This is a genomic window from Nitrobacter sp. 62-13, from assembly GCF_001896955.1.
In the GTDB taxonomy this organism is placed as follows: domain Bacteria; phylum Pseudomonadota; class Alphaproteobacteria; order Rhizobiales; family Xanthobacteraceae; genus Nitrobacter.
Window position 1 is genome coordinate 1 of sequence record NZ_MKRN01000206.1, and the last position, 25,820, is coordinate 25,820.

General features: G+C 57.4%; 22 protein-coding genes and 1 tRNA gene (1 of these 23 running past the window's edge). 13 read left to right on the top strand and 10 right to left on the bottom strand.

The features are described from left to right. Positions 1-65: 65 nt before the first annotated feature. From narJ to BGN91_RS16640, 9 genes are all read left to right on the top strand, one after another. Entirely contained in the window at positions 66-1,094 is a 1,029-nt protein-coding gene (gene narJ, locus BGN91_RS16600) for a nitrate reductase molybdenum cofactor assembly chaperone (protein WP_292615066.1), read from the top strand. 34 nt (positions 1,095-1,128) lie between these two features. Continuing rightward, the gene (narI, locus tag BGN91_RS16605; RefSeq protein WP_292615068.1) at positions 1,129-1,806 is read left to right on the top strand and encodes a respiratory nitrate reductase subunit gamma; all 678 of its coding nucleotides are present in this window, start codon (positions 1,129-1,131) and stop codon (positions 1,804-1,806) included. Positions 1,807-2,068: 262 nt separating this feature from the next. Beyond that, a complete protein-coding gene (locus tag BGN91_RS16610) occupies positions 2,069-3,319 on the top strand; it encodes an MFS transporter (RefSeq protein ID WP_292615069.1) in 1,251 nt (416 codons plus the stop codon). Positions 3,320-3,437: 118 nt separating this feature from the next. Further along, a complete protein-coding gene (locus BGN91_RS16615) occupies positions 3,438-4,511 on the top strand; it encodes a tellurite resistance/C4-dicarboxylate transporter family protein (protein WP_292615071.1) in 1,074 nt (357 codons plus the stop codon). A 740-nt stretch (positions 4,512-5,251) separates the two neighbouring features. Further along, a tRNA-Met gene (locus BGN91_RS16620) sits at positions 5,252-5,328 on the top strand. A 132-nt stretch (positions 5,329-5,460) separates the two neighbouring features. After that, complete coding sequence (locus BGN91_RS16625; protein ID WP_292615073.1) at positions 5,461-6,705, top strand: site-specific integrase; 1,245 nt, start codon at positions 5,461-5,463, stop codon at positions 6,703-6,705. A 381-nt stretch (positions 6,706-7,086) separates the two neighbouring features. Next, entirely contained in the window at positions 7,087-7,983 is an 897-nt protein-coding gene (locus BGN91_RS16630; RefSeq protein WP_292615075.1) for a zincin-like metallopeptidase domain-containing protein, read from the top strand. Positions 7,984-8,151: 168 nt separating this feature from the next. Continuing rightward, the gene (locus BGN91_RS16635) at positions 8,152-8,955 is read left to right on the top strand and encodes an AbiJ-NTD4 domain-containing protein (protein WP_292615077.1); all 804 of its coding nucleotides are present in this window, start codon (positions 8,152-8,154) and stop codon (positions 8,953-8,955) included. Then, a complete protein-coding gene (locus BGN91_RS16640) occupies positions 8,936-9,730 on the top strand; it encodes an integrase (RefSeq protein WP_292615078.1) in 795 nt (264 codons plus the stop codon). The genes BGN91_RS16635 and BGN91_RS16640 overlap by 20 nt, the downstream gene beginning before the upstream one ends. Before the next feature lie 81 nt (positions 9,731-9,811). On the opposite strand, the gene BGN91_RS16645 is transcribed toward BGN91_RS16640, so the two are convergent. Next, a complete protein-coding gene (locus tag BGN91_RS16645; protein WP_292615080.1) occupies positions 9,812-9,994 on the bottom strand; it encodes a hypothetical protein in 183 nt (60 codons plus the stop codon). Positions 9,995-10,642: 648 nt separating this feature from the next. On the opposite strand from BGN91_RS16645, the gene BGN91_RS16650 reads away from it, so the two are divergent. Together BGN91_RS16650 and BGN91_RS16655 are read left to right on the top strand one after the other, a co-directional pair. After that, positions 10,643-12,373 (top strand): ParB/RepB/Spo0J family partition protein, encoded by a 1,731-nt coding sequence (locus BGN91_RS16650; protein WP_292615081.1) that lies wholly within the window; start codon positions 10,643-10,645, stop codon positions 12,371-12,373. A 994-nt stretch (positions 12,374-13,367) separates the two neighbouring features. Then, positions 13,368-15,029 (top strand): relaxase/mobilization nuclease domain-containing protein, encoded by a 1,662-nt coding sequence (locus BGN91_RS16655; protein ID WP_292615082.1) that lies wholly within the window; start codon positions 13,368-13,370, stop codon positions 15,027-15,029. Between the two features lie 4 nt (positions 15,030-15,033). Here BGN91_RS16655 and BGN91_RS16660 read toward each other — a convergent pair whose 3' ends face one another. The 4 genes from BGN91_RS16660 to BGN91_RS16675 form a co-directional block, all read right to left on the bottom strand. Continuing rightward, complete coding sequence (locus tag BGN91_RS16660) at positions 15,034-18,927, bottom strand: type I secretion C-terminal target domain-containing protein (protein ID WP_292615084.1); 3,894 nt, start codon at positions 18,925-18,927, stop codon at positions 15,034-15,036. Positions 18,928-19,219: 292 nt separating this feature from the next. Next, positions 19,220-19,879 (bottom strand): hypothetical protein, encoded by a 660-nt coding sequence (locus tag BGN91_RS16665; RefSeq protein ID WP_292615085.1) that lies wholly within the window; start codon positions 19,877-19,879, stop codon positions 19,220-19,222. A gap of 19 nt (positions 19,880-19,898) precedes the next feature. Next, the gene (locus BGN91_RS16670) at positions 19,899-20,597 is read right to left on the bottom strand and encodes a hypothetical protein (protein ID WP_292615086.1); all 699 of its coding nucleotides are present in this window, start codon (positions 20,595-20,597) and stop codon (positions 19,899-19,901) included. A 166-nt stretch (positions 20,598-20,763) separates the two neighbouring features. After that, positions 20,764-21,177, bottom strand: coding sequence for a helix-turn-helix transcriptional regulator (locus BGN91_RS16675; protein WP_292615087.1), 414 nt, complete (start codon positions 21,175-21,177; stop codon positions 20,764-20,766). Positions 21,178-22,448: 1,271 nt separating this feature from the next. On the opposite strand from BGN91_RS16675, the gene BGN91_RS16680 reads away from it, so the two are divergent. After that, positions 22,449-22,682 carry a hypothetical protein gene (locus BGN91_RS16680; protein ID WP_292615119.1) on the top strand — a complete coding sequence of 78 codons (234 nt, stop codon included), beginning with the start codon at positions 22,449-22,451 and terminating at the stop codon, positions 22,680-22,682. A gap of 32 nt (positions 22,683-22,714) precedes the next feature. After that, positions 22,715-22,888 carry a hypothetical protein gene (locus BGN91_RS16685; RefSeq protein ID WP_292615089.1) on the top strand — a complete coding sequence of 58 codons (174 nt, stop codon included), beginning with the start codon at positions 22,715-22,717 and terminating at the stop codon, positions 22,886-22,888. A gap of 18 nt (positions 22,889-22,906) precedes the next feature. On the opposite strand, the gene BGN91_RS16690 is transcribed toward BGN91_RS16685, so the two are convergent. From BGN91_RS16690 to BGN91_RS16710, 5 genes are all read right to left on the bottom strand, one after another. Beyond that, positions 22,907-23,401, bottom strand: a complete 495-nt coding sequence (locus BGN91_RS16690; RefSeq protein ID WP_292615090.1) for a DUF305 domain-containing protein — start codon at positions 23,399-23,401, stop codon at positions 22,907-22,909. Positions 23,402-23,416: 15 nt separating this feature from the next. After that, positions 23,417-24,151 (bottom strand): glutaredoxin, encoded by a 735-nt coding sequence (locus BGN91_RS16695; RefSeq protein WP_292615092.1) that lies wholly within the window; start codon positions 24,149-24,151, stop codon positions 23,417-23,419. A 290-nt stretch (positions 24,152-24,441) separates the two neighbouring features. Further along, positions 24,442-24,684 (bottom strand): hypothetical protein, encoded by a 243-nt coding sequence (locus tag BGN91_RS16700; protein ID WP_292615093.1) that lies wholly within the window; start codon positions 24,682-24,684, stop codon positions 24,442-24,444. A gap of 95 nt (positions 24,685-24,779) precedes the next feature. Then, positions 24,780-25,676, bottom strand: a complete 897-nt coding sequence (locus tag BGN91_RS16705; RefSeq protein WP_292615120.1) for an AAA family ATPase — start codon at positions 25,674-25,676, stop codon at positions 24,780-24,782. Between the two features lie 44 nt (positions 25,677-25,720). Further along, positions 25,721-25,820 carry the end of a type IV secretory system conjugative DNA transfer family protein gene (locus BGN91_RS16710; RefSeq protein WP_292615095.1) on the bottom strand. The gene runs 1,790 nt beyond the window's last position, so the window shows 100 of its 1,890 coding nt (coding positions 1,791-1,890); its start codon lies beyond the right edge, outside the window; the stop codon is at positions 25,721-25,723.

A 25,820-nucleotide genomic window follows, 5' to 3' on the forward strand; every position in this document is an offset into this window, starting at 1 on the left:
CGCTAGCGAAGGCGATGACTGCTATCGGTAATAGTGTCCGCGGACAACATTAGCTGTAGAAGATTATGAGTCGCTTTTCACATCGCGCAGAGGTTTTGTACTCGAACCGCTCCAAAGTTTTGGATCTGTTTGCTGACATCCTCGATTACCCCGCTCCAGGTTTGGATCGCAAGGCGTCCGAATGTGCAGCGCTGGTTCGCGGTGTCCAACCACAAGCGGCTGCCTTACTTGAGAGCTTTCGTAGTTTCGCTGAAGAAACTGGTATTGGAAAGCTGCAGGAGGTTTATAGCGGATTTTTTGACCTAAACTCTATATGCCACCCGTATGTTGGGTATCAGTTATTCGGCGAAAACTATAAACGCAGTATTTTTTTGGTCGAACTGAAGAAGAGTTATCGCGCTAGCGGTTTCGAATCGAGCGCGTCCGAAATTCCTGATCGCCTGTCAATTATGCTGCGGTTCGCTGCACAGAATGATGGGGAAGATATCGATGCGCTACTGAACAAGGGGTTGTTGCCGGCACTTGAGCGCATGACGACAAAGCCGGAAACCGAGGGTCACCAACACGGTCATGCCGATATTGACGGCGACACAGGAATTGAACGCTCAAAGTTGGATGATCGCGAGTTGCGCAAGCAGCTAAAGGATCAGCAGCGCGAGGCGCGAAAGCTGCTTGAAGGACAGAACCAAAAGGATGATCGGAAGCAACTTAGCGGTCAAAGCCAGGGTGATGTTCTTGAGGGCGGCTTCCTGTTGGCGATGAGCGAAGATTACGACATTGATGAAGTTGAAAAGCGCGCCCACCCGTATCATCAGGCGCTTGATGCGCTTCGTCTTTTGTTGAACGAAGGTATGACTAAGAAGCGTGCTGACCGGTCGGCAGAGCAGGAACGTGTGCTTGGCTGGACACGGGAACGATTCAACCTCGACGAGGATGAGACCATCATGGTGTCGGAGCTTCCGTGCTCGGACCCCGGATGCCCGCCGGTTGAAACACATGTTGTGTTTTGGACGCAGGCTGGAAGACAGCACTTCAAGGTTTACAAGCCACTTGCTGAGGTCGCCGCAGACGACCTACTGGATTGGCGAGCGTGAGAAGCATATCCCATGTGTGACGGAGGCAAATTCTATGTATGACGTATTCCTGTTTGCGGTTCTGCCATACTTGGCGATCGTAATAGCGGTAATTGGGGGTGTTTACAGGTACCGTACAAACCGCTTTTCCTATTCGACGCTATCTTCTCAGCTCTTGGAGAACAGGCGGCTGTTCTGGGGTTCGGTGCCGTGGCATTACGGTATCGTTGTGGTTTTGCTTGCGCACCTTATCGGCTTCTTGGTTCCAGGGATGTGGGCGAGCCTTACAGCTACTCCGACCGCCTTGTACACAATTGAACTCATCGGCTTCACATTCGGTTTGGCCGCTTTGATCGGGCTCGTTGTTTTGATGGTTCGTCGTTTCACGACGGAAAGGATTCTTGCTGTCACGAGCCCAATGGACGGCGTTCTGCTTGTAGCGCTCCTCGTGCAGGTGGCCCTCGGGTTCTGGGTATCTCTGGCTTATCGGTGGGGTGCCGACTGGTACATTGATACGGCTGTGCCCTGGCTTATTTCGCTTGTGTCGTTAAACCCGCAGACCCACTATATCTCGGCGTTGCCATTCGCGGTTAAGGCGCACATGCTTAACGGGTTTGTGGTGATTGCACTTTTCCCCTTCTCTCGCTTGGTGCACCTGATCATGTTCCCGTTCTGGTATCTGTGGCGGCCCTATCAGCTTCAAATCAGAAACACTGTTAGACAGGCGCACTAACGCTTGGTATAATGACTGAAGCTTGATATAAATTCTATCTTGAAATTTGAGAGTAGCGCCGGCGAGCAACAACTCGCCGGCGAGTGTTATGGGCTGACCTTGGCCCGATGAGTCCACTTAGGCATATGGCTGTATTGTCAAGTGTGTAAGCTCCCCGACGAGGTGAGCGGTAACAGAATAGGTTGAAGGTCCAGCCAAGGTTAACAACTTTATTGAAACGCTGAGCACGAACCTGCCAAGTGCATTTTTGTAGGAGCTACCCGTGGAACATGTCGGGGTTGATAAGACGGACGAGCCTCAGGGCAATGCGAGGATTTTGTTTATATCGACCGTGGCGTTTTCGCTTGGTTTTGCGATTTGGGGAATGTTTTCCGCGCTCGCCCCGTTCCTTATTGAGTGGTATCATTTCACAAGTACTCAGGTACTTGTTTTGGCGGCCATGGAGCCGCTTTTTGCGGCAGCCATTAGTATCCCGCTAGGTATCTGGACCGACAAGTACGGTGGTCGGACGGTATTTACCATTTTGCTTGTCTGCCTTTCGGTCGTTTTGATTTTTGGAACGTTCGCCGAAGGCTATTATTCCTTCCTATTTCTAGGAATGATGCTCGGGCTCGGCGGCGCGACCTTCGTGGTCGGTAACGCTCACGTATCGTCCTGGTATCCCAAATCGAGGCAGGGCATGGCTTTGGGCCTTTTTGCCTTGGGTAATGTGGGAATCACCGTCGGTATGATGGTGGTTACGTTTGTGATTACGAACCTTGTGGACGCTTCCGATCCTGAGGGTTGGCGGATTATTTTTCCGATCTTCGCCATTCCTACGCTGCTAATGGCGGCCGTTTACATGTTTTTTACATCTGACCCGCCGAACAGGAAACTTAAGAATACGTCTATGCGAGAGATCTTCGCCGTATATAGATCCGGCGTAGTCGTGTGGCTGGTGCCAGGGCTTTACTGGGTGGCTTTTGGCACGCTTGTTTTCTTCGCATCAACGATGCCGACCTATCTGGTCGATTTTTGGCACGTAAATCCGACTAGCGCGTCAGCATTTTATACCCCGCTACTGGTAGTCTGCGTTGCTATTACGCGGCCACTCGGTGGATGGCTTGCCGATCGGTACGACGTTCTGTCAATCCTAACCTGGATGTTTGGCGCCATGTCCGGTTTGGCCGTGCTCCTCGCCTTACAGCTTTCGCTGAGCTTGGAATTGGTTGCCATCTATGGACTTGCACTGATATCTGGCGCGGCTGCGGCGGCGGTGATCAAGCTGATTCCGATCTACTTCGAGCATGTGGGTGCCGTCAGCGGACTTGCGAAAGCGGCAGGCGCTGCCTGTGGCTTTACGATGACAGCGATCCTAGCCGCCAGCAACTTTCTCCTGGGTGGCTACACGCTAGGTTTCGTCGTCTGGGCGTTAATGAATGGTGCGGCGTTTTACATCGCATTCACACGAGTCGGTTTCAGGGATGTCAAACCGGTCCGTGGGGCGATTGCCGAGGCCGTTCCTGCACATTAGGTTGCCCTTATTAGAGGGCTACGAATGTCATGTCGGCTCGTTCAAAGACGTCATTACCGCCCCGGTATCGGGGCGGTTGTGCTAACGTAGCGCTCGAGCTTAAGGTTAGTAAAGTCTAGTGCAGCCGTTCGACAAATCGAAACGTCGCTTCCGGCTTCGCATGCGCGGTGCCCGTCGCCTTTCACCGGCATATTTCGCCTTAGTTATGGCTACCGGGATTGTCTCCATCGCCTCGGAGCGGGCAGGCTTTCATCCGATTGCTGTCACTCTCTTGTGGCTGAATGCGGCGCAGTTTGTCGTACTCTGGGTTTTAACGTCGTGGAGGCTCGTCCGCTATCGTCGAGCGTTGATTGCCGATCTGACGGACCACCGATCGGCCCCAGGATTTCTCTCCGCAGTTGCTGCCACGGGCGTGATGGCAAATCAGCTGATACTTGCAGGTGCCTTAAACCTGGCGTTGGGACTCTGGATTTTTGGCATTTTACTCTGGATCATCCTGACCTACACGATTTTCGCTAACCTGACGATCATGGAGAGCAAGCCGACGATCGATCAGGGTATTACCGGAGCTTGGTTGCTTGCGGTTGTCTCGACGCAAGCGATCTCGCTTCTTAGCGCGCTCCTCGCGCGGCATATTAGTCAGCCTCTTCGGCTGGATGTCAATTTTCTCGCCCTGTCGATGTTGCTATGGGGCGGCATGCTGTACATTTCGATCATCTCGTTGATTTTTTATCGCTACATGTTCTTCAAGTTCTCGCCGGCCGATTTCGTGCCCTCATATTGGATCAACATGGGCGCGATGGCGATCTCTACGCTTGCCGGTTCGGTTCTGATTGAGAACGCCGCAGATGCATGGTTTCTTGATGAATTGCTCCCCTTCCTCAAAGGTTTCACGATTTTCTTCTGGGCAGCTGGAACCTGGTGGATTCCGCTACTGATCGTCCTGGTTGTTTGGCGACATTTTCATCGGCGATTTCCGCTCAGATACGATCCCGCATATTGGAGTGCAGTCTTTCCGTTAGGAATGTACACCGTCTGTACTTATGAGATGTCTAGCGCTATGCGGCTGGATTTCCTGCGTCCCATTGCCGACGTTTTTATTTATGTCGCGCTATTGGCCTGGACAGCAGCCTTCGTCGGTCTGGTGAGGAAGCTTGCGAGCAATATGATTCCTGCCCTCAGTCCTCGCTAACGGGTTGCGGGAATTCGCTCAAGGGCCGGCGTCCAGGCGCTAGCAGCTGCGAAATTCGACGACCAGTGAATCCGTATGTTTTGGGGTATCCATCCGCGCAGCCGAGCTAGGCTCGTGACGCACGCGGCTTCATCAATGAACGCCAGCTTTGTCGGATCGGTAAGGCCGATCCGCCGACCGCGAGCGACTAACGTCCAGGCGCTCATGCCGGTTAGCCAGTACCCGTTATTTTGAAACGTGATCTCAAACCATTCAGGGAAAGGAGAGACTGTGCTCGTGCTGGTGGTCACACCGCGCTGGTGTGAGTTCGCTGCAAAGCTCTGACAATGTATCCGCCCTTTTTCTTCGATCCGCGCTCTAGGCCGATCGTCCTTGGCATCGAGAGCGAGATTGGTTTTGCACTTTCCGGCTCTCTCGGTTGGGACGCTGAGACCCACTGCCGTTTAGGCGCTCACCATGAAACCTTCGTTTGTAACCACACCGAACGAGTTCGCGCCGCAAAAGCTCGCTGAATAATCTCAAAAAGGTGTCCGGGCGACGTTACAGATCGTCGCCGCGAAGCTCGGAAAAATATCAGCTATAGCCCTTTCCAAAGCAAACCTGTGTTGGTACATACGCTGCACACTGCGGGCATTTGCCCGGATTGCCTTCCCAGGATCTCCGGTAATCGGTCGACGCCCCGAGCGTCGATAAGATCAACCTCCAGCGATGGTTCGAGAAGGCAGGAGTAAAGAGCTTAGCGCGGGGTGGAGCAGCCCGGTAGCTCGTCAGGCTCATAACCTGAAGGTCATAGGTTCAAATCCTATCCCCGCAACCAAATTTAAGAAGAAAATCAAAGGGTTGGCAAAACGCCAGCCCTTTCTTTTTGCCAGAATTCGGCTAGCACACCGCTAGCACACAGTTCGACCAGTTCCCTCCGTCCTGCTATAATGGGTTTCAGGAGGCGAAAGTGGCGAGCCACGAGCTATTGGGAGGACTGATTCAGGTTTATCGGCGCGGAGACGGCCGATACTGGCAGTGCTCGGCCTCGATCGACGGCAAGCAATATCGCAAGAGCACGGGCGAGCAGGATCTGGAGCCCGCCAAGCAGTTCGCCGAAGACTGGTATCTCGGACTGCGCGGCAAGGCCCGCGCCGGACTCCTCAAGACAGAAAAGACCTTCGACCAGGTCGCCGATCAGTTCGAGAAAGAATACGAGATCATCACAGAGGGACAGCGCAGCGAGCGGTGGACGCGAGGCCACAAAGATCGTCTGCGGCTTCACCTTCGCCCTTTCTTTGGAAAGCTGGGTATCTCGGAAGTCACGCCGGGCAAGGTTCAGGAATACCGCGTTCACCGTGCCTCGCAGCTTACAAGGCACGGCAAGCCTCCGACCCGCAGCACCCTTCACGATGAAATCGTGACGCTGCGCCTCGCCCTCAAGACGGCGGTTCGGCACAATTGGCTCGCCTTCCTGCCTGACCTTTCTCCGCCATATAAGACACAGGGAAAAATCGTTCATCGTCCCTGGTTCAGCCCTGACGAATACAAGCAGCTCTATACCGCGACCCGCGAATACGCGAAGACGGCCCGTCCAAAGGACAAATGGAGCGCCGAACAGGTGCACGACTTCGTGCTGTTCATGGCGAATACCGGGCTTCGTCCTGACGAGGTCCGACACCTTCAGCATCGCGACGTGACCGTCGTCAAGGACCGGGACACCGACGAACGCATTCTCGAAATCCAGGTGCGCGGCAAGCGCGGCGTCGGTTTCTGCAAGAGCATGCCCGGAGCGGTGCAGCCCTATCAGCGCCTGCTCAAACGCGCGAAAGCCGACTCGGACATCTGGCTCAAGGACGCTCCGGAGGATCGTCCGACGAAGGAGCCGAGCTATCCCGAGCCGACCGATGCGCTCTTCCCGAGCAATCACATCAAGATGTTCAACGGCGTGCTTCAACGCACGAAGCTCAAGCTCGACCGCGAAGGCAACAAGCGGACCGCCTATAGTCTGCGACATACGTACATATGCATGCGACTTATCGAGGGCGCCGACATCTATGCGCTCGCCAAGAACTGCCGCACCAGCGTCGAAATGATTCAGAAGTTCTACGCCGCTCACATCAAAGATCTGCTCGACGCATCGGCCATCAACGTGATGCGCCCCAAACGGGCGAAGAAGCCTTCCGGCGATCCCTCGGAGAAACGCCCGCATTGATCCGGGCGGACACGCACCGTCCTGACCGACAACGAAGACGCCTGCCGTCTCGTCAAGCGCGCCGCCTGCCGGTGCGCCCGCGGGCCTTGCGCCCATAGCGGCAATCGCGAACGCGATCTCCTGAGGTCAGGACATCCGTCACGGGTCCGCCCGTTGGCCGTATTGCATCATCACTTGTCGCGCGTCCCGCCATAAGAAGCGGTCTCTTACTTTGCCTACACTCTGCGCCGGTGCGCGCACGCTTCAAGGGCAAGCCCTCGGCTTTCCGGCAAGCCGGGCCGCTTCGCTGCGCGAAGTTCCGCATCCGCTCGTTCACCGCCGCCTTTGCTCGGCATCGAGACCGCCAATTACGGCGGGCTCGCAAGAGCCAAAGGCGATGCAATGTCCACCCAATCAACCGTATCCATCCGGAAGGATGTCTATTCCGAGATCACGTCACAGCTTGTCGCCGCGATCGAGGCGAATCCCGGCGCACCTCAACTGCCCTGGCGCAAATCCTCAGGCGCTCTGTTCATGCCCGTCAATGCGCTGACGAAGAACGGCTATAACGGCATCAATATCGTGAGCCTCTGGGTTGCCGCCGAATTGAAGGGCTTCAGCTCACCCGTCTGGGCCACTTACAAGCAGTGGTCGGAGCTTGGCGCTCAGGTCCGCGCCGGCGAGAAATCCAGTCCTGTCATCTTCTACAAGGAGTTCGACGCGGAGCCCGATCCTGACGGCGCGCAGGACGATGGCAAGCGCCGCGTCGCAAGAGCATCGCGGGTGTTCAACGCGGCGCAGGTCGACGGTTATGCCGTTCCAGCGTCCCCCGATCCGCTCGGGCCCGTCGAGCGCATCGCTGGCGCCGATGCTTTCGTGAGCGCAACGGGCGCGCGGATCGAGCATGGCGGCGACCGGGCCTTCTACCGGCCTTCGACCGATCATATCCAGATGCCTTCCGAGGATGCATTTTGCGGCACCGGGACGTTGTCCCGCAGCGAAGGCTATTACGCGACACTCGTCCACGAGCTGACGCACTGGACCGGCGCGAAACACCGGCTTGACCGGGAATTCGGCAAGCGCTTCGGCGATCAGGCCTATGCCGCCGAGGAGTTGGTCGCTGAAATCGGCGCGGCGTTCCTGTGCGCGGAGCTTCAGATCACGCAGGATTTGCGTCCCGATCACGCTCAATATCTCGCGCAGTGGCTGAAGCTGATGAAGGACGACAGCCGCGCCGTTTTCACTGCCGCCGCCAGGGCGTCCGAAGCGGCGATGTATCTGAAGCGTTTAGCAACTTGAGCCGCCTAACTAAGTGTAGCACTGAATGATCATATGAAAATCTCATAATCCAAGTGTGAGGGACGCTTCCGAGAATCGGCCCGCGCAAGCATGCCTATTTAGCCTTTCGGATTGTGTGACATAAAAGTTGGATGTGCAGAAGGAAAAGCTGAGTGATATGATGGGGAAATGAACAGAGGTTTTTCGAATCGATACGGCTACGGCGCAGTGGACGCAGAGATAGTAATGCGTGAAGAAGCGCCGGCCGACCTGCGCTATGCGGTCGCCGAAATCGCCCGGACGGCGGGCATGAGCCCGACGCAGATACGGACGATTGCTTGCCGGGTATTGTTCGCAGCTCCAGACCCGAATAGCTGGTCAGAGTATCCCAATATTTGGGGCGAGGTGTTACGCCTACTTGCAGATTGCGAGTGGTTCAAAGTTTACGATGTCGCCGAAGCACTGTGGCGCTCGCTGGAATACGACGATGAGAATCGGCAGCTCTTTTCGAATGAGCTGAATAGGTTTTTTCGGGAGAAAGGCATTGGTTGGGAGTTGAAAGATCCGGACGGAATCGTATTCCGGGGCGGCGAAGCCTTCACGGTGACAACGGACGAAGCCGCGCGCGTTTTGCAAAGTGCGGGACATATGACGTCTGCGAACGAAATTCACGAGGCGCTGCGGGATATTTCACGCAGACCGATGCCGGACCGGACCGGAGCAATTCAACATGCGATGGCAGCGCTCGAATGCACGGCGCGCGAGATAGCGGATGACAGCACGACGCTCGGAAAGCTGATTCCGAAGCTGGACCTACCAAAGCCGCTTGATACCGCGGCGGAGAAGCTGTGGGGTTTTGCGTCGAACCACGCGCGCCATCTGCATGAAGGCGGTAGCGCGGGCGACGAAGAAGCTGAACTCGTAGTCAGCGTTGCCTGCGCAATTTGCGCCTTTTTGGTAAAGCGAGCCTCCCATGAACGAACTGGGGAATAGCTCGATGCTAGTCGAGCTGTATCGCCGATACCGGGATGCGCTGGATGTCATTGAGCACGACGCGAGACCTGTCGGCTATGACTGGGGTGCTTTGCCAAATCCTCTTGACGTGCTCTGGCTACCATACAGAAGCATGTTTGATGAATTTTCGCGAGAGATCGCAAACAGTCTCAACCAATTGAACGACTACACTTGCCGTCTGAAGGCATGGAATGTCGTTACAGCATCTATGACTGACAATGAAAAGCTGGATGCGACCCATGAGTTTATAGATCCGATCGCAACCGCCGGGCTTACCCTTCCTTACGTAATCCGGTCGCGGTTTATCTTCGCGGCGGCGCATTTATCGCATCAGGCCAACCGATCTCGCGACGGAATGTCATGGGAAGACGATTTCCCGCTAGACCAACACGTCTATTTCGAGGCCGCCGACAAGCACGGCTCAGGCTGGCGCAAGTACAACGACTTCAAACGACGCATCGAAAAAATTGGGGGAAACGATTTCAAGGAAGAAACGCGTGATTTTCGTAACGCCTATAATCATCGGTTTTCGCCGCGCTTCGTCATCGGAATTACGCAAATCGCGAAACGCGAGCTCGACCGGACGACAAAGCAGGTAGGCTACTCGTTTGGAGGGCTGCCCGCGCTCAGCCTGGACATCGTCGTGGCGGCTATGACGGAGCAATATAACCGGGGTAGAGACGCTTTCAATGCATTCCAGGCTTTGGTGAGGGAGCAAGAGGCAAGCATCGTAGCCTACTCTCTTCGAACGTAGACGTTTGAGCCAGCTCGATACTCTCCGCTGTCCTGGCTTCCTAGGAAACGCTCCCCCGGAAATCGCGTGAAAGCGTTGAGCTCAGCGCGGCCGGAAATCCGGCCGCGCTATGGCGAGCCGGATATTGTGCAGATTGTAGTGAGCGATCCTCAGCTCGTGCGAGCCTTCCCTTAGCGCCGGCAGGCTCGCCGTGATTTCGCGCAGCAGTACGTGCAGCTCGAATTTCGTGGCGCGCAGCAATTCGCTTTGTGAAATAACTCTCATGATTTCCTCCTTTGTTCCGGCCACGGACATCGCGGCCTTCTTGCGACGGGAGGAGCGCCGCAGGCGGCTGGCTGCATCGCCTTGCGACCGCAACGTGAGAGGAGGAGCGCCAGGGCATGGCCCGCGCTTGCAGCCGCGAAGCCGCCGAAGCGCTTAAGTCGGCAAGATCAAAGGACGGGATTCTTCAGTGGACGTAGGAGGAAAGCGTGAAGGCTATTTTGCGGCGGATTGCTTCATACGCGGCACCTTCTGCACGAGGCTGATGCCGAAATTGGCGATAAGAGATTTGATGAGGATGTTTCGTTACAGATAGTGCGCGTCCGCCTTGCCGGACCGGGCCATACTCGCGCCCTGCGCGGCGCTCCCCGAACCCCATCGCGGGTTTCGGCCCAAGGTGACTGTCCCTCGCGCGTGTTTTCTTACGAGCGGGATTCAGATCGCTTTGAAATTGGCTTCTTGCGATAGATGCATTGTACCAGCCGTCCGCAGCGCCGCGTCCGTTGCTCAGAGCTCCTTTCGTTTCCGGCTTCCGCGCTTTCGCGCGGACCCTCCTGAAACGAAGAGGAGCTTGGGACCCGGCTTGGTCCGGCTGATCTCCATGGAGGCATCGGTGCAATTCAGCACCCAACAACATGGAGAAAAACAACCATGAAACTTCAGCATATCGAACTCTCGAACCTTAAGCTGTCGCCCGTGAATGTGCGCAAGCGCGGCGCGGAAGATGAGCTTGGCGAATTGATCGCCAGCATCCGCAGCCTTGGCGTGATCCAGCCGCTCCTCGTGCGGCCCAACTGCGATGGCTTCGAAGTCATCGCGGGGCAGCGCCGCCTGCTCGCCTGCCAGGCGCTCCAGGCGGAGACCGGAAACTTCGGTCCGGTGCCGTGCGCGCTGCTTGAAAACGGCGACGACGCGGCCGCGCTCGAAGCATCCCTTGCCGAGAACGTCGCGCGGCTGCCGATGGACGAGATCGACCAGTACGAGGCGTTCGCGGCGCTCGTCGCGCAGGGCCGCAGCGTTGCCGAGATCGCGGGCCAATTCGGCGTGACGGAGCTTCTCGTCAAACGCCGCCTTGCGATTGCCTCGCTGATCCCGCCAGTCCTCAAAGCCTACCGCGAGGGAGAGATCGAGCCGGAGACGATACAGCAGCTGACAATGGCGACGCCGAAGCAGCAGAAGGCGTGGCTTAAGCTCTTCCGTGACCCGGAGGAATACGCCCCGACCGGACGCCGCCTGAAAGCGTGGCTGTTCGGCGCCGAAATCCCGGTATCGTCCGCGATATTCCCGCCGGAAAAATACAACGGCAACATCGTGTCGGACCTCTTCGGGGAAGAGCGTTATTTCGACGACGCGGAGAAGTTCTGGAAGCTCCAGACGGAGGCCGTCATCCACCGCCAGGCCGCTTATCTTGAGGAGGGCTGGGACGATGTCGTCATCATGGAAATCGGCGCGCATTTCCACCAGTACGACAAGGTGAAGCGCGGCAGGACGAAAGGCGGCAAGGTCTATATCGCCTGCGCTTCCAACGGCGAGATCGCTTTCCATGAAGGATGGCTTGAGGCCAAGGAAGCCGAGCGCCGCGACCGGAAGGCAGCGGCCGGGGATGCGGGTGAAACGGCCGGCGACAAAAACCAGGCGCGGGCGGAGCTGACCAGCGCCGCGATGCGCTACGTTGACCTGCACCGGCAGAATGCCGTCAGAGCCGAGCTTCTGAAATCCCCGCAGCTTGCGATCCGGCTGCTCGTGGCGAGCCTCGTCAGCAGGGACGGCCTGTGGGACGCGCGATCCCAGATCCAGGGCGCCCAGCGTAATGAGGCCATCAATGTCTCGTTGGAAGCCAGCAAGGCAGTGACCGTCCTCGCTACGGAGCGCGAGAACCTGCGTGTCCTGATGGGCCTTCCGCAGGAAGACTCCGAGGCCCTGCGCAAGCGGGATGCCGCAAGCGCGCCGGCCCTGCTCGCCCGTCTCCTCCAACTGACCGACGCGGAAATCCTGCGCGTGCTGACATTCATCACGGCGGGCGGCGTTCCCGCGGGGAGCGCATCGGTTGAGATACTGGGGCACCTCCTCGCCGTCGACATGGACCAGTGGTGGACGCCGGACGACGCGTTCTTCGACCTCCTGCGCGACAAACCCGCGATCAATGCGATGCTGGAAGAAGTCGCCGGCAAGCAGACGGCCGGCATTCACCTCGCCGAGACAGCGAAAGCGCAGAAGGACGCGATCCGTCACTGCCTTGCCGGCACCGGGGGCCGGAAGAAGGCCGAGAAGTGGAAGCCGCGCTACTTCCGCTTTCCGATGCAGGGCTACACCAAGCGCAAGGGATTGCCCGCTGTGGAGCAGTGGAGCGCGATCAAAAAGCACTTCGCGGTGAAGCAGTAACGATATGCCGGGCAGCGCGTCAGCGCTGCCCGGTCTTTTTTTGCATACGCCCGGATGCAGGATGATGTGGAGCGCTAATTTAGCGGCTTCGATAGCGGCTTCATCGCAAACATATATTCGCTCGTTCGCATGTAACCGTGACGGACTCAAACTGCATTCTTTGCAACCTCAGAGAGCGTTATGGCAAAATAAAAATTAGAATTAGCGCGGGATACAAGGTGTGCGCGGACCGCCGCGCACACCTTGAGGGGGGCTCAGATGCCGCCCCCCGTTGCACCCCTAGCTTATGTCGTCCGCTCGCATCATCAGCCCTTCGGCTGACGGCGAACGGACGACGCGGGACCATTCTATCCCGCACCCTGCGACCAAGGCGAAAGGCGGCCTTGGATGCGCCCGCGGCTGGCGGAAGCCGTGTCCAACTTCCCGCCACCGGCAAAGGGCTATCGCGCCCCTTGCAACCACGACCAGGGCTCACGGCCACCCTGGACCCGCCTGCGGCCGGCGCTGCCTCTATGCACGCCCGCCGACGAGGGGTTTTCGCGCCCCTCGCGACCACGACCGGCCATGGGGCCCGGGAGACGCCACGGCGCGGGAGGTGCGATGGCGGAAAGCGGCAGTGAGACACGGCAGCGATCGAAGCGGCGGAGCGTCCGCTTCACGCCTCTTGAGGACGCCCTTATATGCGCAAAAGCTAATGCGGCGGGCGTCCCGATCGCTACCTACCTTCGGTGCACTGCCTTGGGCTTTCCTATCCCGCGCGCGGCCCGGCGGCCGACCTCCAGTCATAAGGACGTCGCCCTGCTGCTGGGCCGCATCGGCCAGCTCGCAACGGCCTTCAGGAGCGCGGCGGAGCTTGCGGACGGGCAAGCGGTCGAGACAGCCCTGCGGGATCTGTCCGAGCTCCGGCTCCTGTGCTTCACCGCCCTGGGGCGCAAGCCATGATTTCGAGAGGTGACGTCATGGCTATATTGCGCGGCACTAATGTGCGCGGGCGGTGGCCGTGATTATCTCGGGGCTGCAGACGGGCAACACGAGGTGGCTCGCGCGCCATCTGCAGAACACCGCCGACAATGAAACGGTCGAGCTGGCCGAAGTCATCGGCACGGTCGCGACCGACATCGACGGCGCTCTCGCTGAAATGGACGCGCTCTGCGCGGGCACGCAGGCCAAAGAAGGCGTCTACGCCGCCTTCATCAACCCGCCGCAGCCCCTCACCCGGGAGCAGTTCATGCGGGCGATCGCGCTCATCGAGGAGCGCCTTGGCCTCGCGGGGCAGCCGCGTGTGGTCCTGTTTCACGTCAAGAGCGGCCGTCATCACTGCCATGTCGTGTGGTCGCGCATCGACATCGAGCGCATGAAGGCCATCCATCTTTCCCACGACCGGCAGAAGCTGCGCAAATGCGCGCAGATGCTGGCAGCCGAGTTCGGGCTTGAGCTGTCGGACGGCCTTAAGAACGATCGCGGCGCGGAGCGGTTTGCGGACGCAGAGCGGGGAAAGCGGCCAACCCGCGCCGAGAAGGCCCAGGTGAAGAATTCCGGCATTACGCCGGAGGAACGCCGGGCGGCGATCACGGAAGCATGGCGAACGTCCGACAGTGCCGAGAGCTTCCAGAACAGCCTTGAAGAGCTCGGCTATCTGCTCGCGAAGGGCGACCGCCGCGCCTTCGTCGTGGTCGACCTTGCCGGCGACATTCACAGCCTTGCGCGCCAGATCGAAGGCGCAAAGACCCGGGATGTGGCGAAAAAGCTGGAAAGGCTCGATCTCGCCCACCTCCCGAGCGCGGAAAAGGCGCGGCTCCTCATGCTGCAACGCGCGGCGGCGGTACAGGACGCCGCCCGCGAGCGACTGAAGAAGGATAGGACCGCGGAAATCTTCCGCAACGCTCTTCTCGCCGCGCAGCGCACAAGGAAGCTGAAGCTCGACCTGCAATGGCAGGCAATGAAAATCCGCCATATGCATGAGCGCAAGGTTCTGCTCGCGCATTTTATGGCGGAGCGCCGGCGGCATCTCGCGCGGCGCAAGTGGCAGGCGGTGGGCCTTGCGCTCTACCTCAGGAAGATCGCCTTCCTTCGCGAACTCGTGCGGTATCAGGAAGCCCGTCAGACGAGATTCAGGCGCACGATGGAGGAGTTTCACCGGCAGATCGAGGAATCGGTGCGCAAGCGGCACGACCATGAAGCCGCAGAGCTTCAGCGCCGCTATGACGCGCTGCGCCGCCTGGACAGGCTTGAGATGAAATCCCTCTCGCAGGCGCAGATCCATATTCACATGCGCAACACTTGGCTTGGGCATGATGGCGGCGACCACGATGGTAAGATGGCGATCGGCGTTGAACTGGGCCGTCGCCGCAGGCAGTACGAGAAGGATTTCGACCAGCTTGCGGAATTAAGACTCAGGAGGACGAAGGGAGACCTGACAGAGCGAATTGCAGAGCATCAGAGGACGCTCGCCTATATACGGGAGAATGGCATCGAGATCACCGACGATCCGGCATCGAAGTGGCTGCCGCTACAGCGCAAACAGGTTGACCTCTTGAGCCGCCGCGCGGGTCTGGTTCATGACTTTGAGACGAACGTCATTGAAGTGACGCGGAAATCGCTGCGTCCGGCTCCGCCGGAGCCGCAAGGCAACAGCCCCGCGGCTCCCGGCACCTGATGCCCTAGGCTGCCAGCAGCGTGCCGGCAGTCACCAAAGCCTCCTCGTCAGTCAGGCCGGTCACACCCTGAATTGTCGCGATGTGCTGCGCCGCGCCGAACGTCGCTGTTCCGGTCGTGTCGACATACAGCTCGGAATTGCTGCCGTTCGTCGTTATCTGGACGAAGTTGGTGATTGCCTGTGTAAGCGGGTCGTAGTGGCCATCAAGGATGTCGGAAATGTCGAGTTTATCTCCCCCATTCTTGTTGAAGCTCTTGAGAGTATCCACGGCATCAAAAGCAGTCGCATTCTCAAACACAAATGTGTCCTGACCTGTGCTGCCTACGAGCGTGTCCGCTCCACTGCCGCCATGCATGATCGTTTGACCGTACCCCGCCCAAAGGGTGTCTGCTCCATCATCGCCATACATCGTCACAACCGTGTTTGCAGCATAGCTGGAGGTGGAAATATTGTAGAGCTGGTCGTCGCCGCCACCTCCATAAAGGATGCTGTGGTCAGCACCTTTCAAGGTGTCGTTGCCTCCTTCGCCATACTGAAGATCATTGCCGTCGTTACTCGATGCATAGATCAAATCAGCGCCATCTCCTCCGTAGAGAATGTCATCTCCCTCCCGTCCATATAAAGAATCATTCCCGTCGCCGCCGTAGATAAGATCGTTACCCAAGTTCCCACTAATTTGATCGTTTCCGCCCAAACCGTAGATCGTGTCAGCGCTGCTAGCGTCACCGATGTCTCGGCCTTGAAGGTTGTCGTTGGAAGAAGTGCCTGTGAGCGTGAGCTCCAGCTCGTCCAGATTCCAAATCGTGCTATCGGCGAATGCGATGTGCTCAACTACTTTTCCGGCCGATGTGGATTGATCGGTCGCTATAACCGTATTTCCATCAGTATCCGTCAGGATAAACCCGTTGTTGGAGCTCGCGTTCACCGCGTCATAATTCCAGGCGATCGTTATATCCGATGGCGAATATCTGTCGCGCACGAGTATCGTGTCATCGCCACTTGTTTCGTAAATCTTGTCATGGCCGTCAGAAAAAATGTAGGTGTCGTCGCCGGCCTCTCCATACAAAGCGTCGTTCCCCTCCCGTCCATCAAGAACATCGTTCAGACCCGCGTTATTATTCGGGGGAGACAGGCTATCATTTCCTGCGGTTCCTGTGGTCATAATCGAAAGCATTGTAAGGGAGATGATGCTGTCATCTTCAAGGAAATGCATATACTCGATCGGATTGTTATAGAAATGATTCCCCAGAACCATCTGGCCCAGTCCAGTGATCGAAACTCCCATGCTGTTGGTAAACCCGTTCGAATTGCGAATTCGGTAAAACTCGACATCCTCAATTGTATATCCGACCGGCACAACGATTGTGTCCGTTCCGCCGTTCTCCGATATACTATCCAGCCCGGCGCTAGCTATATATGTGTCGTCACCACTGCCGCCGGTCAGCCTGTCGTTTCCGTTGCCGCCGTCGAACACATGAGATGCACTCGTATTGCTATAAATAACGTCGTCACCATCTCCCCCGTAGATCGTCCATTCGCCGGGCGCGGAGGTGGAGAAGTTGTCATTGCCTGACGAAAGGTAAACTACGGGATTTGCAAGCGTTGTGAGGTTTAGCGTCGAAGAGTCAGCGAAAACGATCGACTCGATACTGCCCGAGCCGAGACCAGACGACGAAAATTCGTTCCTGATCTGAATGGAGCCAGCTCCATTAATCGAGATTAAAAGATCATTGTAATTTCCTGTGGAGTCGTAGGTAGGAACGCGTAAGAAGGAAAGATCGCTCAGCGAGATTCCGCTCGGAAGATAGATAACGTCTGTTCCGCCAGTGTCGCTATAGACGTCCTCGCCCCCTTCGTAATAGTACGTATCTGCGCCAGTTAGACCATAGACGACGTTGCCGCCCGCGCCGGGATGGTATGTATCATCGCCGTACTGGCCGTACAGCTTGTCATCTCCGTCTCCGCCCCAAAGAACATCGTTGCCACCGCCGCCTCGGACAATGTCGTTGCCTTCATCGCCATATAGCGTGTCGTTGCCATCACTGCCGTCGAGGGTATCGTTGCCGAAGCTTCCATGAATTATGTCGTTTCCTTGCTTGCCGTCTATCGAGTCGTTGGTCGTGCCGCCATAGAGCGTATCGGCGACGTTCGTTCCAGCAATCGAGTTGGTCCCTGCGTCATGATAATAGCTGTTCAACACTGCAGACCAGTCGAGTGAAGCGTTCGATGCCGTGACGGCATCATCAATCCACGTCGCCTCGTCGAAAGTCAGATTGGCAATGCCCTTTGTGCCATCAACAAAGCCTGCCAATGTTTGCCAGAATGCTTCATTGGGCCCGCTCGAAGAGGGAGCAATTGTTGCAAGGCCCGCTATCGCTGCACTTGATAGAGCGAGGTCTCCTTCGATTTCTCCTGTCGTGGGATTGTATGTGACGGGATTCGTGAAGAGCTCGCCAAGGCCAACTTGGATTAGGAGATTCGCGGATAAATGCGCAAGTGCGGTCTGATAGGCGTCTTCCAGAAACGCGGCTGCCTGGGACTGTGGATTCGCTGAATGCCAGCTGGGCTGATAAAAATCAGTTCCGACAAGATGTTCCAGAAAGCCCAAATGCTGCGCGTCGATGTACGACCCCCTCGATGTAGCGCTAATGGATTCAACGCCAGCCCATTTGAACAGGATGTCTTCAATCGCTGCCGAGGCACTCGCTAAGTCGGCGAACGTGAAATTCGCCGCGAAATCCGCCACTAAATCCTTCAAATCAGAATCCTGGCTCATTGCGATCGTCAGGTCCGGCAACGTGCCATAGCCGCGCAGCGTCGGCAGGAACAGGGTTTCTACATCGAGCGTGTAGTCGCCCACATAGTAGGAATTCGTGTTGTCGTGGATGAACCACGCATCCGCGATTGTCGCCGTCGCGCCGCCGGTGAATGTCACCTTGCTCGTATGGCTGATCGGGTTGCCCGAGATTGTGGACGTTGACGCGGCGACGCCCGCAAGATCGATGCTCGCAATGCCGAGCGAGGCGAGCGAATGAAGCTCTCCGGTCTGGGTGACGGCATCCCCGCTATCGTCCGTCCAGACGACAAGCGTGCTCCAGTCGGCGTCGTTGTTGTCGATGCGCAGGTCATGGTTGGAATCGAGCGCCGCGAGTTTTGCGAAGCCGTCTACGGTGGGCGAGCCAAAGAGCTCGGCCGACGAGTCGATCAGGCCGTTGCTGTTAAGGTCGCGCCCGAGCAGGCCGGTGTCACCACTCACCCATGCGGTCTGAACGGCGAAGCCGTTGGCGTTGAGGTCAAAGAACGTTTCGGTAGTAGAGGCGTTCCAGCTGGTGAGCGTCACGCCCGTATGAGCGGACGACAGGTCGATGACGAGCGGGCTTGCTGCCGAAATCGCTGAGGCGAACGCCGGCTGAATGTCTCCGGTGATTATAGCGGGCAGCGGTGAAAGATTGATAGGGTCGGCGAATTCTGTAGGCGCATCCTCTGCTTGGCCTCGAAACTCCTCCAAAATGCCATCGATACCCCACTCGGCGACATTCTCGATAACAGACGACGCGCCTGTTACGATTACTCCTTCGATAATGGTCGCCAACGCGCCTTCTGATATCAGAGATCCCAAAATTGGAAGTGAATAACTTACCCCGAGCTCGACAGCCGTCGCCACAGCTACCTCGGGCAACGCCGAAACCACACCGATTCCAATGAGCACCGCGGCCATCGCGACATATGGATTTTCGTCATGTGCGACCGCCTCGGCCTCGGCAGCAAGGCCCGTTGCAGTGAAGCCAAAAATCCTAACCTGGGACGCCAGCGTGCCAGCTCCGCTGGCAGGTAGGTGTTCAGCAGCTTCTGCTGCTGCGTCGAGGGCGATATCAATTAAGCTAGACCACAAAGACATTATTCATCTCCATATTTTTTGTTAGAAATTTCTTGAGCTAAAAGGACAGACAAAACGATCGAAACAAAAATCGCGGCAACGCAGCATGTATACGGTGACACGCCAAAAAAATGAGATATGAGGTAAGCCGGTAACATCAGCGGTAGCCCTATCGCTATCACTAGAATGCCGGTCAGACGTTGTGCGTACACTTTCCGCTTATAAGCATTTGTGACGATAAACTCTTGCCGCGCAGCGCTCCGTCTCTTGCGTATCTCTGCAACCCGATCGCGATATGAAGGCTTACGAGAGTTCATGCAAAGCGGCCCAAGACATCGCGTACGACATTGATGAAGCTATAGCTTATTGGGACTATGAGAGTTTGGAACAAACCGACATATAGAAGCGCCACCAGAAAAAATGCTTGCAGTTGGGGCTCGGAGTAGAGCCGTTTTATCCCACTGTATGTTCTGAGCAGCTCTGGAAGTCCGTGCAGGTAGAATAGGCAGATTGAGCCGAAGAAAACGATTGCAAGATAATGCCACGTCGGCAGCGGCGGCATTTTGTCTCCGTAGTGATATTTGCTGCGCGTCGGATCGCGCCAACGAGATGCGCTAAGATAGTCGCTGTGAAGCAGAAAAAGACACGTCGAGTATGCTAGCGCCAAAATGATGAGAACAGGAAATACATTGTGCGGAAATTGACGAGCAATGCCGTCAAGAGGGCGCGCGGCATCGAAGCGAAATGAGATGAATCCAACTGCAATATCTGACTTGGTGACGAATGAGTATGCGAGCGCCGACACTAAAAATGCATTTGCAATTAGACAAAGAACGTACGTTTTGACAAAGATATACGCTTCCACTGAATGTGGCGTGTAACTCCGGTAGACGAAGTTGGATAAAAACCAATTCGGCTTTGGTCGCTTATTCTGATCTGGAATTGTGAAAAGGAGGTTCAGCGGGAAAAACATGCGGGGACAGAACTCAACGTTAGTTGTTATTAATATTTTTTAAGCGCAGTAGAGCGCTGCGCGACAACGCGATCACGCAGAATGCTAGTGCGTTCACGACAAACAGCTGAAAGAAAAACACATAAACGGGCATGAACGACATCATCGTCCGCCACGGTTCGTGAACCAAATCGACCGCGCCCGCGTAGAGTTTATATCCCGCGAAATACTTTGGGATTACGTCCAGCCGATATAAGGCAACGATTGTGAAGAGAAGTGTTCCGATATACTGCGCGTTGCTCGCCTTCTCATAGACGGATGCACCTTCTGCCTCGATATGTCTGCTTGCATCTTGCACTTCACCTATTCGCAGGCTGCGCGATTGAACTGCGAATGTCAGCAATGTCAGAATACTAGCTGCGAGCACTAGACATGGAACGATGCGGGCCGGGTACTGCAACAGAAAGATCGAAACGACCTTACCGGGGGTCGCAACGCCTAGAATGCTTGGGTCATGAAATGCCGCAATAAAGAACGCGCAAATTCCGATATTTATTAGCAACATCACAAGGTGGATGCGGAGGAACAGGAAAGCGTCGTCGTCCTCCTTCGTGTAGAAACCGTATATCCATTGACGTAGGATATCTGGCATTTCCGGCCGCAGCCGCACGGGCGGAATGGCAGTGAAAGGAACGTACTTGAACGGAAATAAAGCTCGATTGAAATCCTCATTCTTCAAATTAGTACCACCAAAATCCTTTCCAGCTTACGTTGCGGAATTATCTACGGAGTAATTTTGCGACAGAAATAAAATCGCTGAACATCATACATTATGCTGTTCGTTCGGTACACGAACCAATTGCGTATCGAGTTGAGCCACATCCAAATCGTATATGGAAAAACGATCACCGACATTGCGAATGCTCGGGGTCAGGCTCACATAGCTTCACGATACGGCTAGCAACCGCAGTAATCTCCGGAAGCTGATCTGTCTTTCGCGCTCTGACATACAGAGATAGCCACTCATTGAATTCCGGGCCGCTCATCGCCCAGTCGATCGGCTTATCGTCCGCGCCTTCGACGAAGGCGGAGAAGCTGATGCCGAGCAATTGTGAGAACTGCCACGCGCGCGAGATCGACATGCGGCTTTTGGCGTTCTCATACTTCTGAATCTGCTGGAACGTCAGCCCGACCTCATCGGCAAGCCGCTGCTGCGTGTAGCCCGCGAGCGTGCGCGCGATATGCAGGTTCCGCCCTGCGATCACATCGACAGGGTGGGGCGCTTCGCCTGATCTCGCGTTGCTCTTGCGTCCTGACATGCACTCCCGCATGCTCCGGCTATTCGCCGGGCTCTATCATCCTTGGTTATAGGGAATGCCACCTCGCTGGTGGCCGGGAGTTTCAAAACCGTGCTAGACGATCGCAGCACTCTTTAGGCCGGAGCCCTGAACATGCAGTGCAGCCCCCCGGCCAAATGCCAAGGGACGTAAATGACGGTCACGTCCGACCGCTAGCACGGGGTTTGAAAGGCCCCGATGCGGAATCTGTCCGCATGCTTTGATTAGACGGTAGGTCTGGTAGCGCGCGCCACCTGAAATATGTTGAGATGCGATTCTATCCCGATCTTTTCTTCATTCGCGGCTTGCATTTCCGTAACGATCAAGGGCTATCGCCCCAGGAGTGCGCGGGGCGCCTTACTTGCAAACCGTTTTAAGCCTTAGCTTAGCGGCGCGGCACCGCATCGCCCTGACCGCAAAGAGACGCCTGCCGTCTCGTCCAGCGCCGCCGCACGGCGGCGCCCGCGGGGCCTGGCCCCAGGCGGCGGATCGCGCACGCGATCAAGGTCAGGGCATAAAGCCGATGTCCGCGCCATTAGAAGAGCTTATCCATTCTTATTGTTGAACTGCGCCCGCGATGCGCGCACACTTCCCTCCTTTCTGGCCGGGGGCGAGCATGAGAATATCGCTTGGAAGGCTGTTTTGGATTGTGGTTGCTGGCATTCTTTTATTCGCGACCTACAGGGAATTTGGTCGCGATGCGGTCGATGGCGTTCCACGGCCGCATGTGGACAGCGTCGATCTGAAGTAGTCGCCGCGGACTGTCTAGTCTGGCGCACAGCAGAAAGTGGTCGCGGACCGAAGGGCGCTAGCGGCGCAATGACTCGCGGTTTCGCCGGGGGCGGATGACGCCGCCGCCCGGTGCAGCTGCGCTCCTGCTTTGAGGCGGCCAGCCAGCCCGTCCTTATGATTGGAGCGCCGCGATACGTCCAGAATGCTGTCCCCGTCCGGCGTGAGCGCAACGTCGTCGTGCAGCGCTTGCGTTCGCGGGTAGCGGTTCGTTTCCTTGTCGAGTTGCTTCGCGCCAGTTGCCCCTTTGGGCTGAGTGGTTCGACTCTATACGCCATGACCTGACAGGGCGCGCTTCCGGTTCAATGCCGGGCCCTTACGGGTTTTTCCAAGGTGTCCCCGGCTTCCGCGCGTGCCGCTTGTGCAGCCGGGCGATGCCCCTCCTTTGCAAAAGCAGTGATCCGGGCGCTCTGCCGCCCCGTCCTAGGTGTGGCGTGTCGAACATTCAGCAAAAGGAGCAAATCATGGCACGCAACTTCAAGAAAAACGGCAATCAAACCCGCGAAGCGAAGGCACCTGCGTACATCGCGTATCACGTGACGGACAAGGGAGAAGACAAGTCCTTCTGGACCCGCATCGGCGCAGCCTGGGATCATGAAGACGGCAAGGGTCTTACCTTGCAGCTCGATCTGGTTCCCGTCTCGGGCGGCCGCATCGTTCTTCGCACTCCTTCCGAAACCGAGGAGAAAGGCGCGTAAGCGCCTTTCTTCCCTTTACAGAGGAGAAGCAGATGAAACGCTACATCGTGAAGTTCGAGGAAATCCGCCACTACGAAATGGTCGTCGACGCGTGGGATGAAGAAAGCGCCATCCGCCACGCGAGGACCGGCCCCGAAAATCCGGTCTGGGTCAATGTCGATCTGCAGAATTTCCGGGCCGAGGCGATAACCGGGGAGGCAGCGTGAGGCTTGCTCCGGCAAGCTTCACCGGGTTTGCGGACGCGGCGGCAGGTCCGGCGCGTCCGCCGCGGGCGAGGTGCGCTCAAGATCGGCGATAAGCTCTTTCATCTCGCCGATCTCCCTCACCTGGGCCTCGATGATGCCGTCGGCGAGCTTTCGCACGCGCGGGTCTCGGATATGGGCGCGCGAGCTTGTCATGATGGCGATCGAGTGGTGCGGGATCATGGCTTTCATGTAGCTGACGTCGCTGACCGTCTGCTGGCTGCGCACGAGCCACAGAGAGGCGGCGAAGATGATGGCGCTGGCGATGAGGACCGCAATGTTCGCGCGCCTGTCCTTATACATGGACCACATGAAGCCCAGCATGATGACCGCCATTACGGCGCCCATGAGGACGGCCATCCAGACACGCGTCTGGCTGTAGAAGACGTGATCCGCCGCGTAGGTGTTGAGATACATGAGGCCGAACATCGCGACGGTCGAAACCGCGATCATCGCGAGAAAGCGCGCGTAGGACATTCGCTCAAATCTCCTTTACTTAAAGATCATCCAGATGGCCATCGCGACCATCATTAGGTTCTCGGTCAGCGAGATGAAGCCGAGCGGAACATTGCTGTCGCCGCCGACGCAGGCGCATTTCAGCTCGCGCTTGTCGATATAGACAGCCTTGAAGACCGAGACCGCGCCGATTGTGCCGATTAAGAGCGCTATAGGAATTGCGATCCATTTTAGCGCGCCGGCGATCATCAGGATGCCGGAAAGCGCCTCGCCGAACGGGTACAGATAGGCGTAGCGCACGACGCGCCGCGCGAGGAGATCGTAACCGAGGAACATGTTGGAGAAGCTTTCGAGATCGCGCAGTTTCAGGATGGCGAGGATGCACATGCTGAACGCGATGAACCATTCGGCGGCGCGGATAGTCAGGAGCGTACCGAAGGCGGACCAGCTCGCCGCCAGCGCCATGAGCGCGGCGGTCGCGAATACGGCGATGACCGGCTGGTAGGTGACGGACTTGGGATCGGCGACGGGTTTTCCGAAATGCTTTCTCAGCTGGTCGTAACCGCCGATGCGCTCGCCGCCGATGAAGGTTTGCGGGGTCGTCTTGACGTGCTCCTTCGCCATGAATTCGTCGGTCTCGGCTCTTGTCGTGAGCTTGTGGTCATCGACGGCGAAACCTTCACGCGTGAGGAGGTCGAGCGATTTCAGGCCGAACGGACAGATGTGCTGGTCCGTGACCATGCGGTAAAGCTTTGCTGACTTGGCTCCCATGCCGGGCCCTCCTTTGGGGAACCAACGCCGGGAGGGCCAATCCGCTCCGTTGAAAGCTGCAAAATTGCGGTATCCGGCGCGTCCTCGCGGGCGAGGACCGGGCTCTAGGCCTGGCGGCCCCGAATCTCCGTTTCGGCCGGACGGTGACGATCCCTCGCGCGAAGAGAGGGGCTCGCGCCCCTTTGCCGTCAAGGGCTGGCGCAAGCCACGCGCGGCGCGGCCCTGTGACGGCCATCCCCGCTCATTGCCGCAAGGCTAGCCGGGTTGCAGGGCAACCCTTGCCTGGAGGTTCAGAGCTTGTGCTCCTCCGCCGCCGATTGATAAGGATAGATGGTAAGCTCGTTCGTTTTGTTGATGCATACGGGCGTACCGTGCTCATCGATCATGGTGAGATAAAGCGTTGCCGACTTTATCCGGTAGCCATCTTCATATTGTTTGAGAGTTTCGGCGGCTTCGCGCAGCCCCTCGCCGAGCTGCTGCATGGTGAGAGCGCTGTTATCCTTGCCGCGCAGCTTGACCTTGAGCGCCGGCATTTCGCTCTTCGGCGCGGCCTTCCGGCCATTGCCCTTGCTGCGAATTCCCATCATTGAATTATAACAGTTTCGCAGGCTTCAACGCGAATTTAAGCCTACCGGGGTATGTCGTTTCCCTTCTCCTCGCCTTTGCCCCTGTCTTTCTTGCCCGGCGTGCGCTTCAGAGCGCGGGTTGGCGCGGGGGAAAGCACTTCGTCGCGTTCCTCATAACGTCCGCCGCCATCGCCGGTATCGGTCGCGCTTTGCCGGATGTCCGAGATGTCGGGCACGTCGGCGGGAAGCACCAGCATCAGCTCCCGCCGGGTCGGGGACTCCGATCCGCCAACGCGCCTCGTCATGTTTTGTATGCTCTTTTCGTAAACGTCGCGGGCGGTGCGCGCGTTGCCGAATTGCGGTCCCTTGCCCGCCCAGAGCCGCATCATCAGGAGATGGACCTTTTCGCGCGTATGTTCGCGCGCCAGGAAATGATTGCTCTCGAAAAGATCCATGACGATCTGGGTCAGCTCGTCCGGGCCGTAATCCTCGAATTCGATGATGTTGCCGATGCGGGATCGCAGCCCGGGATTTGAATCGAGGAAGGCGTTCATCTCCCTGGTATAGCCTGCGGCAATAACGATCAGTCGATCGCGATGGTCTTCCATCAGCTTTAGCAGGGTCGCGATTGCTTCCTCCGCGAACACATCCACCCAGCCATTGCCTTTTCTTTTCGTCGCCAGCATGTAGGCTTCGTCGATGAAGAGCACCCCATCCAGTGCGGACTTGACCACCGTATCGACCTTGATGGCGGTGTGCCCGGTATACTCGCCGACAAGGCCGCCGCGATCGACTTCGATCACGTGGCCTCGTTTCAGGATGCCGAGTTTGCGATAGATGCCGCCGAGAATGCGCGCCACGGTCGTTTTGCCGGTGCCGGGGTTGCCCGTGAAAACGAGATGATTTGCGGTCGTGACCGTCGGCAGACCTGCCGCGGCGCGCGCCGCATTGAACTGCATTTGATCCACGAGTTGAGCGACGCGAGCCTTGACGCCGTTGAGGCCTATGAGTGCATCCAGCTGCTCGAAGGGGTCCGGCTGGCTTGGCTTCCGTCTATCAGGGACGGGCTTTTCCTTCGGAGGCGCAGGCAACGCGGCGACCGG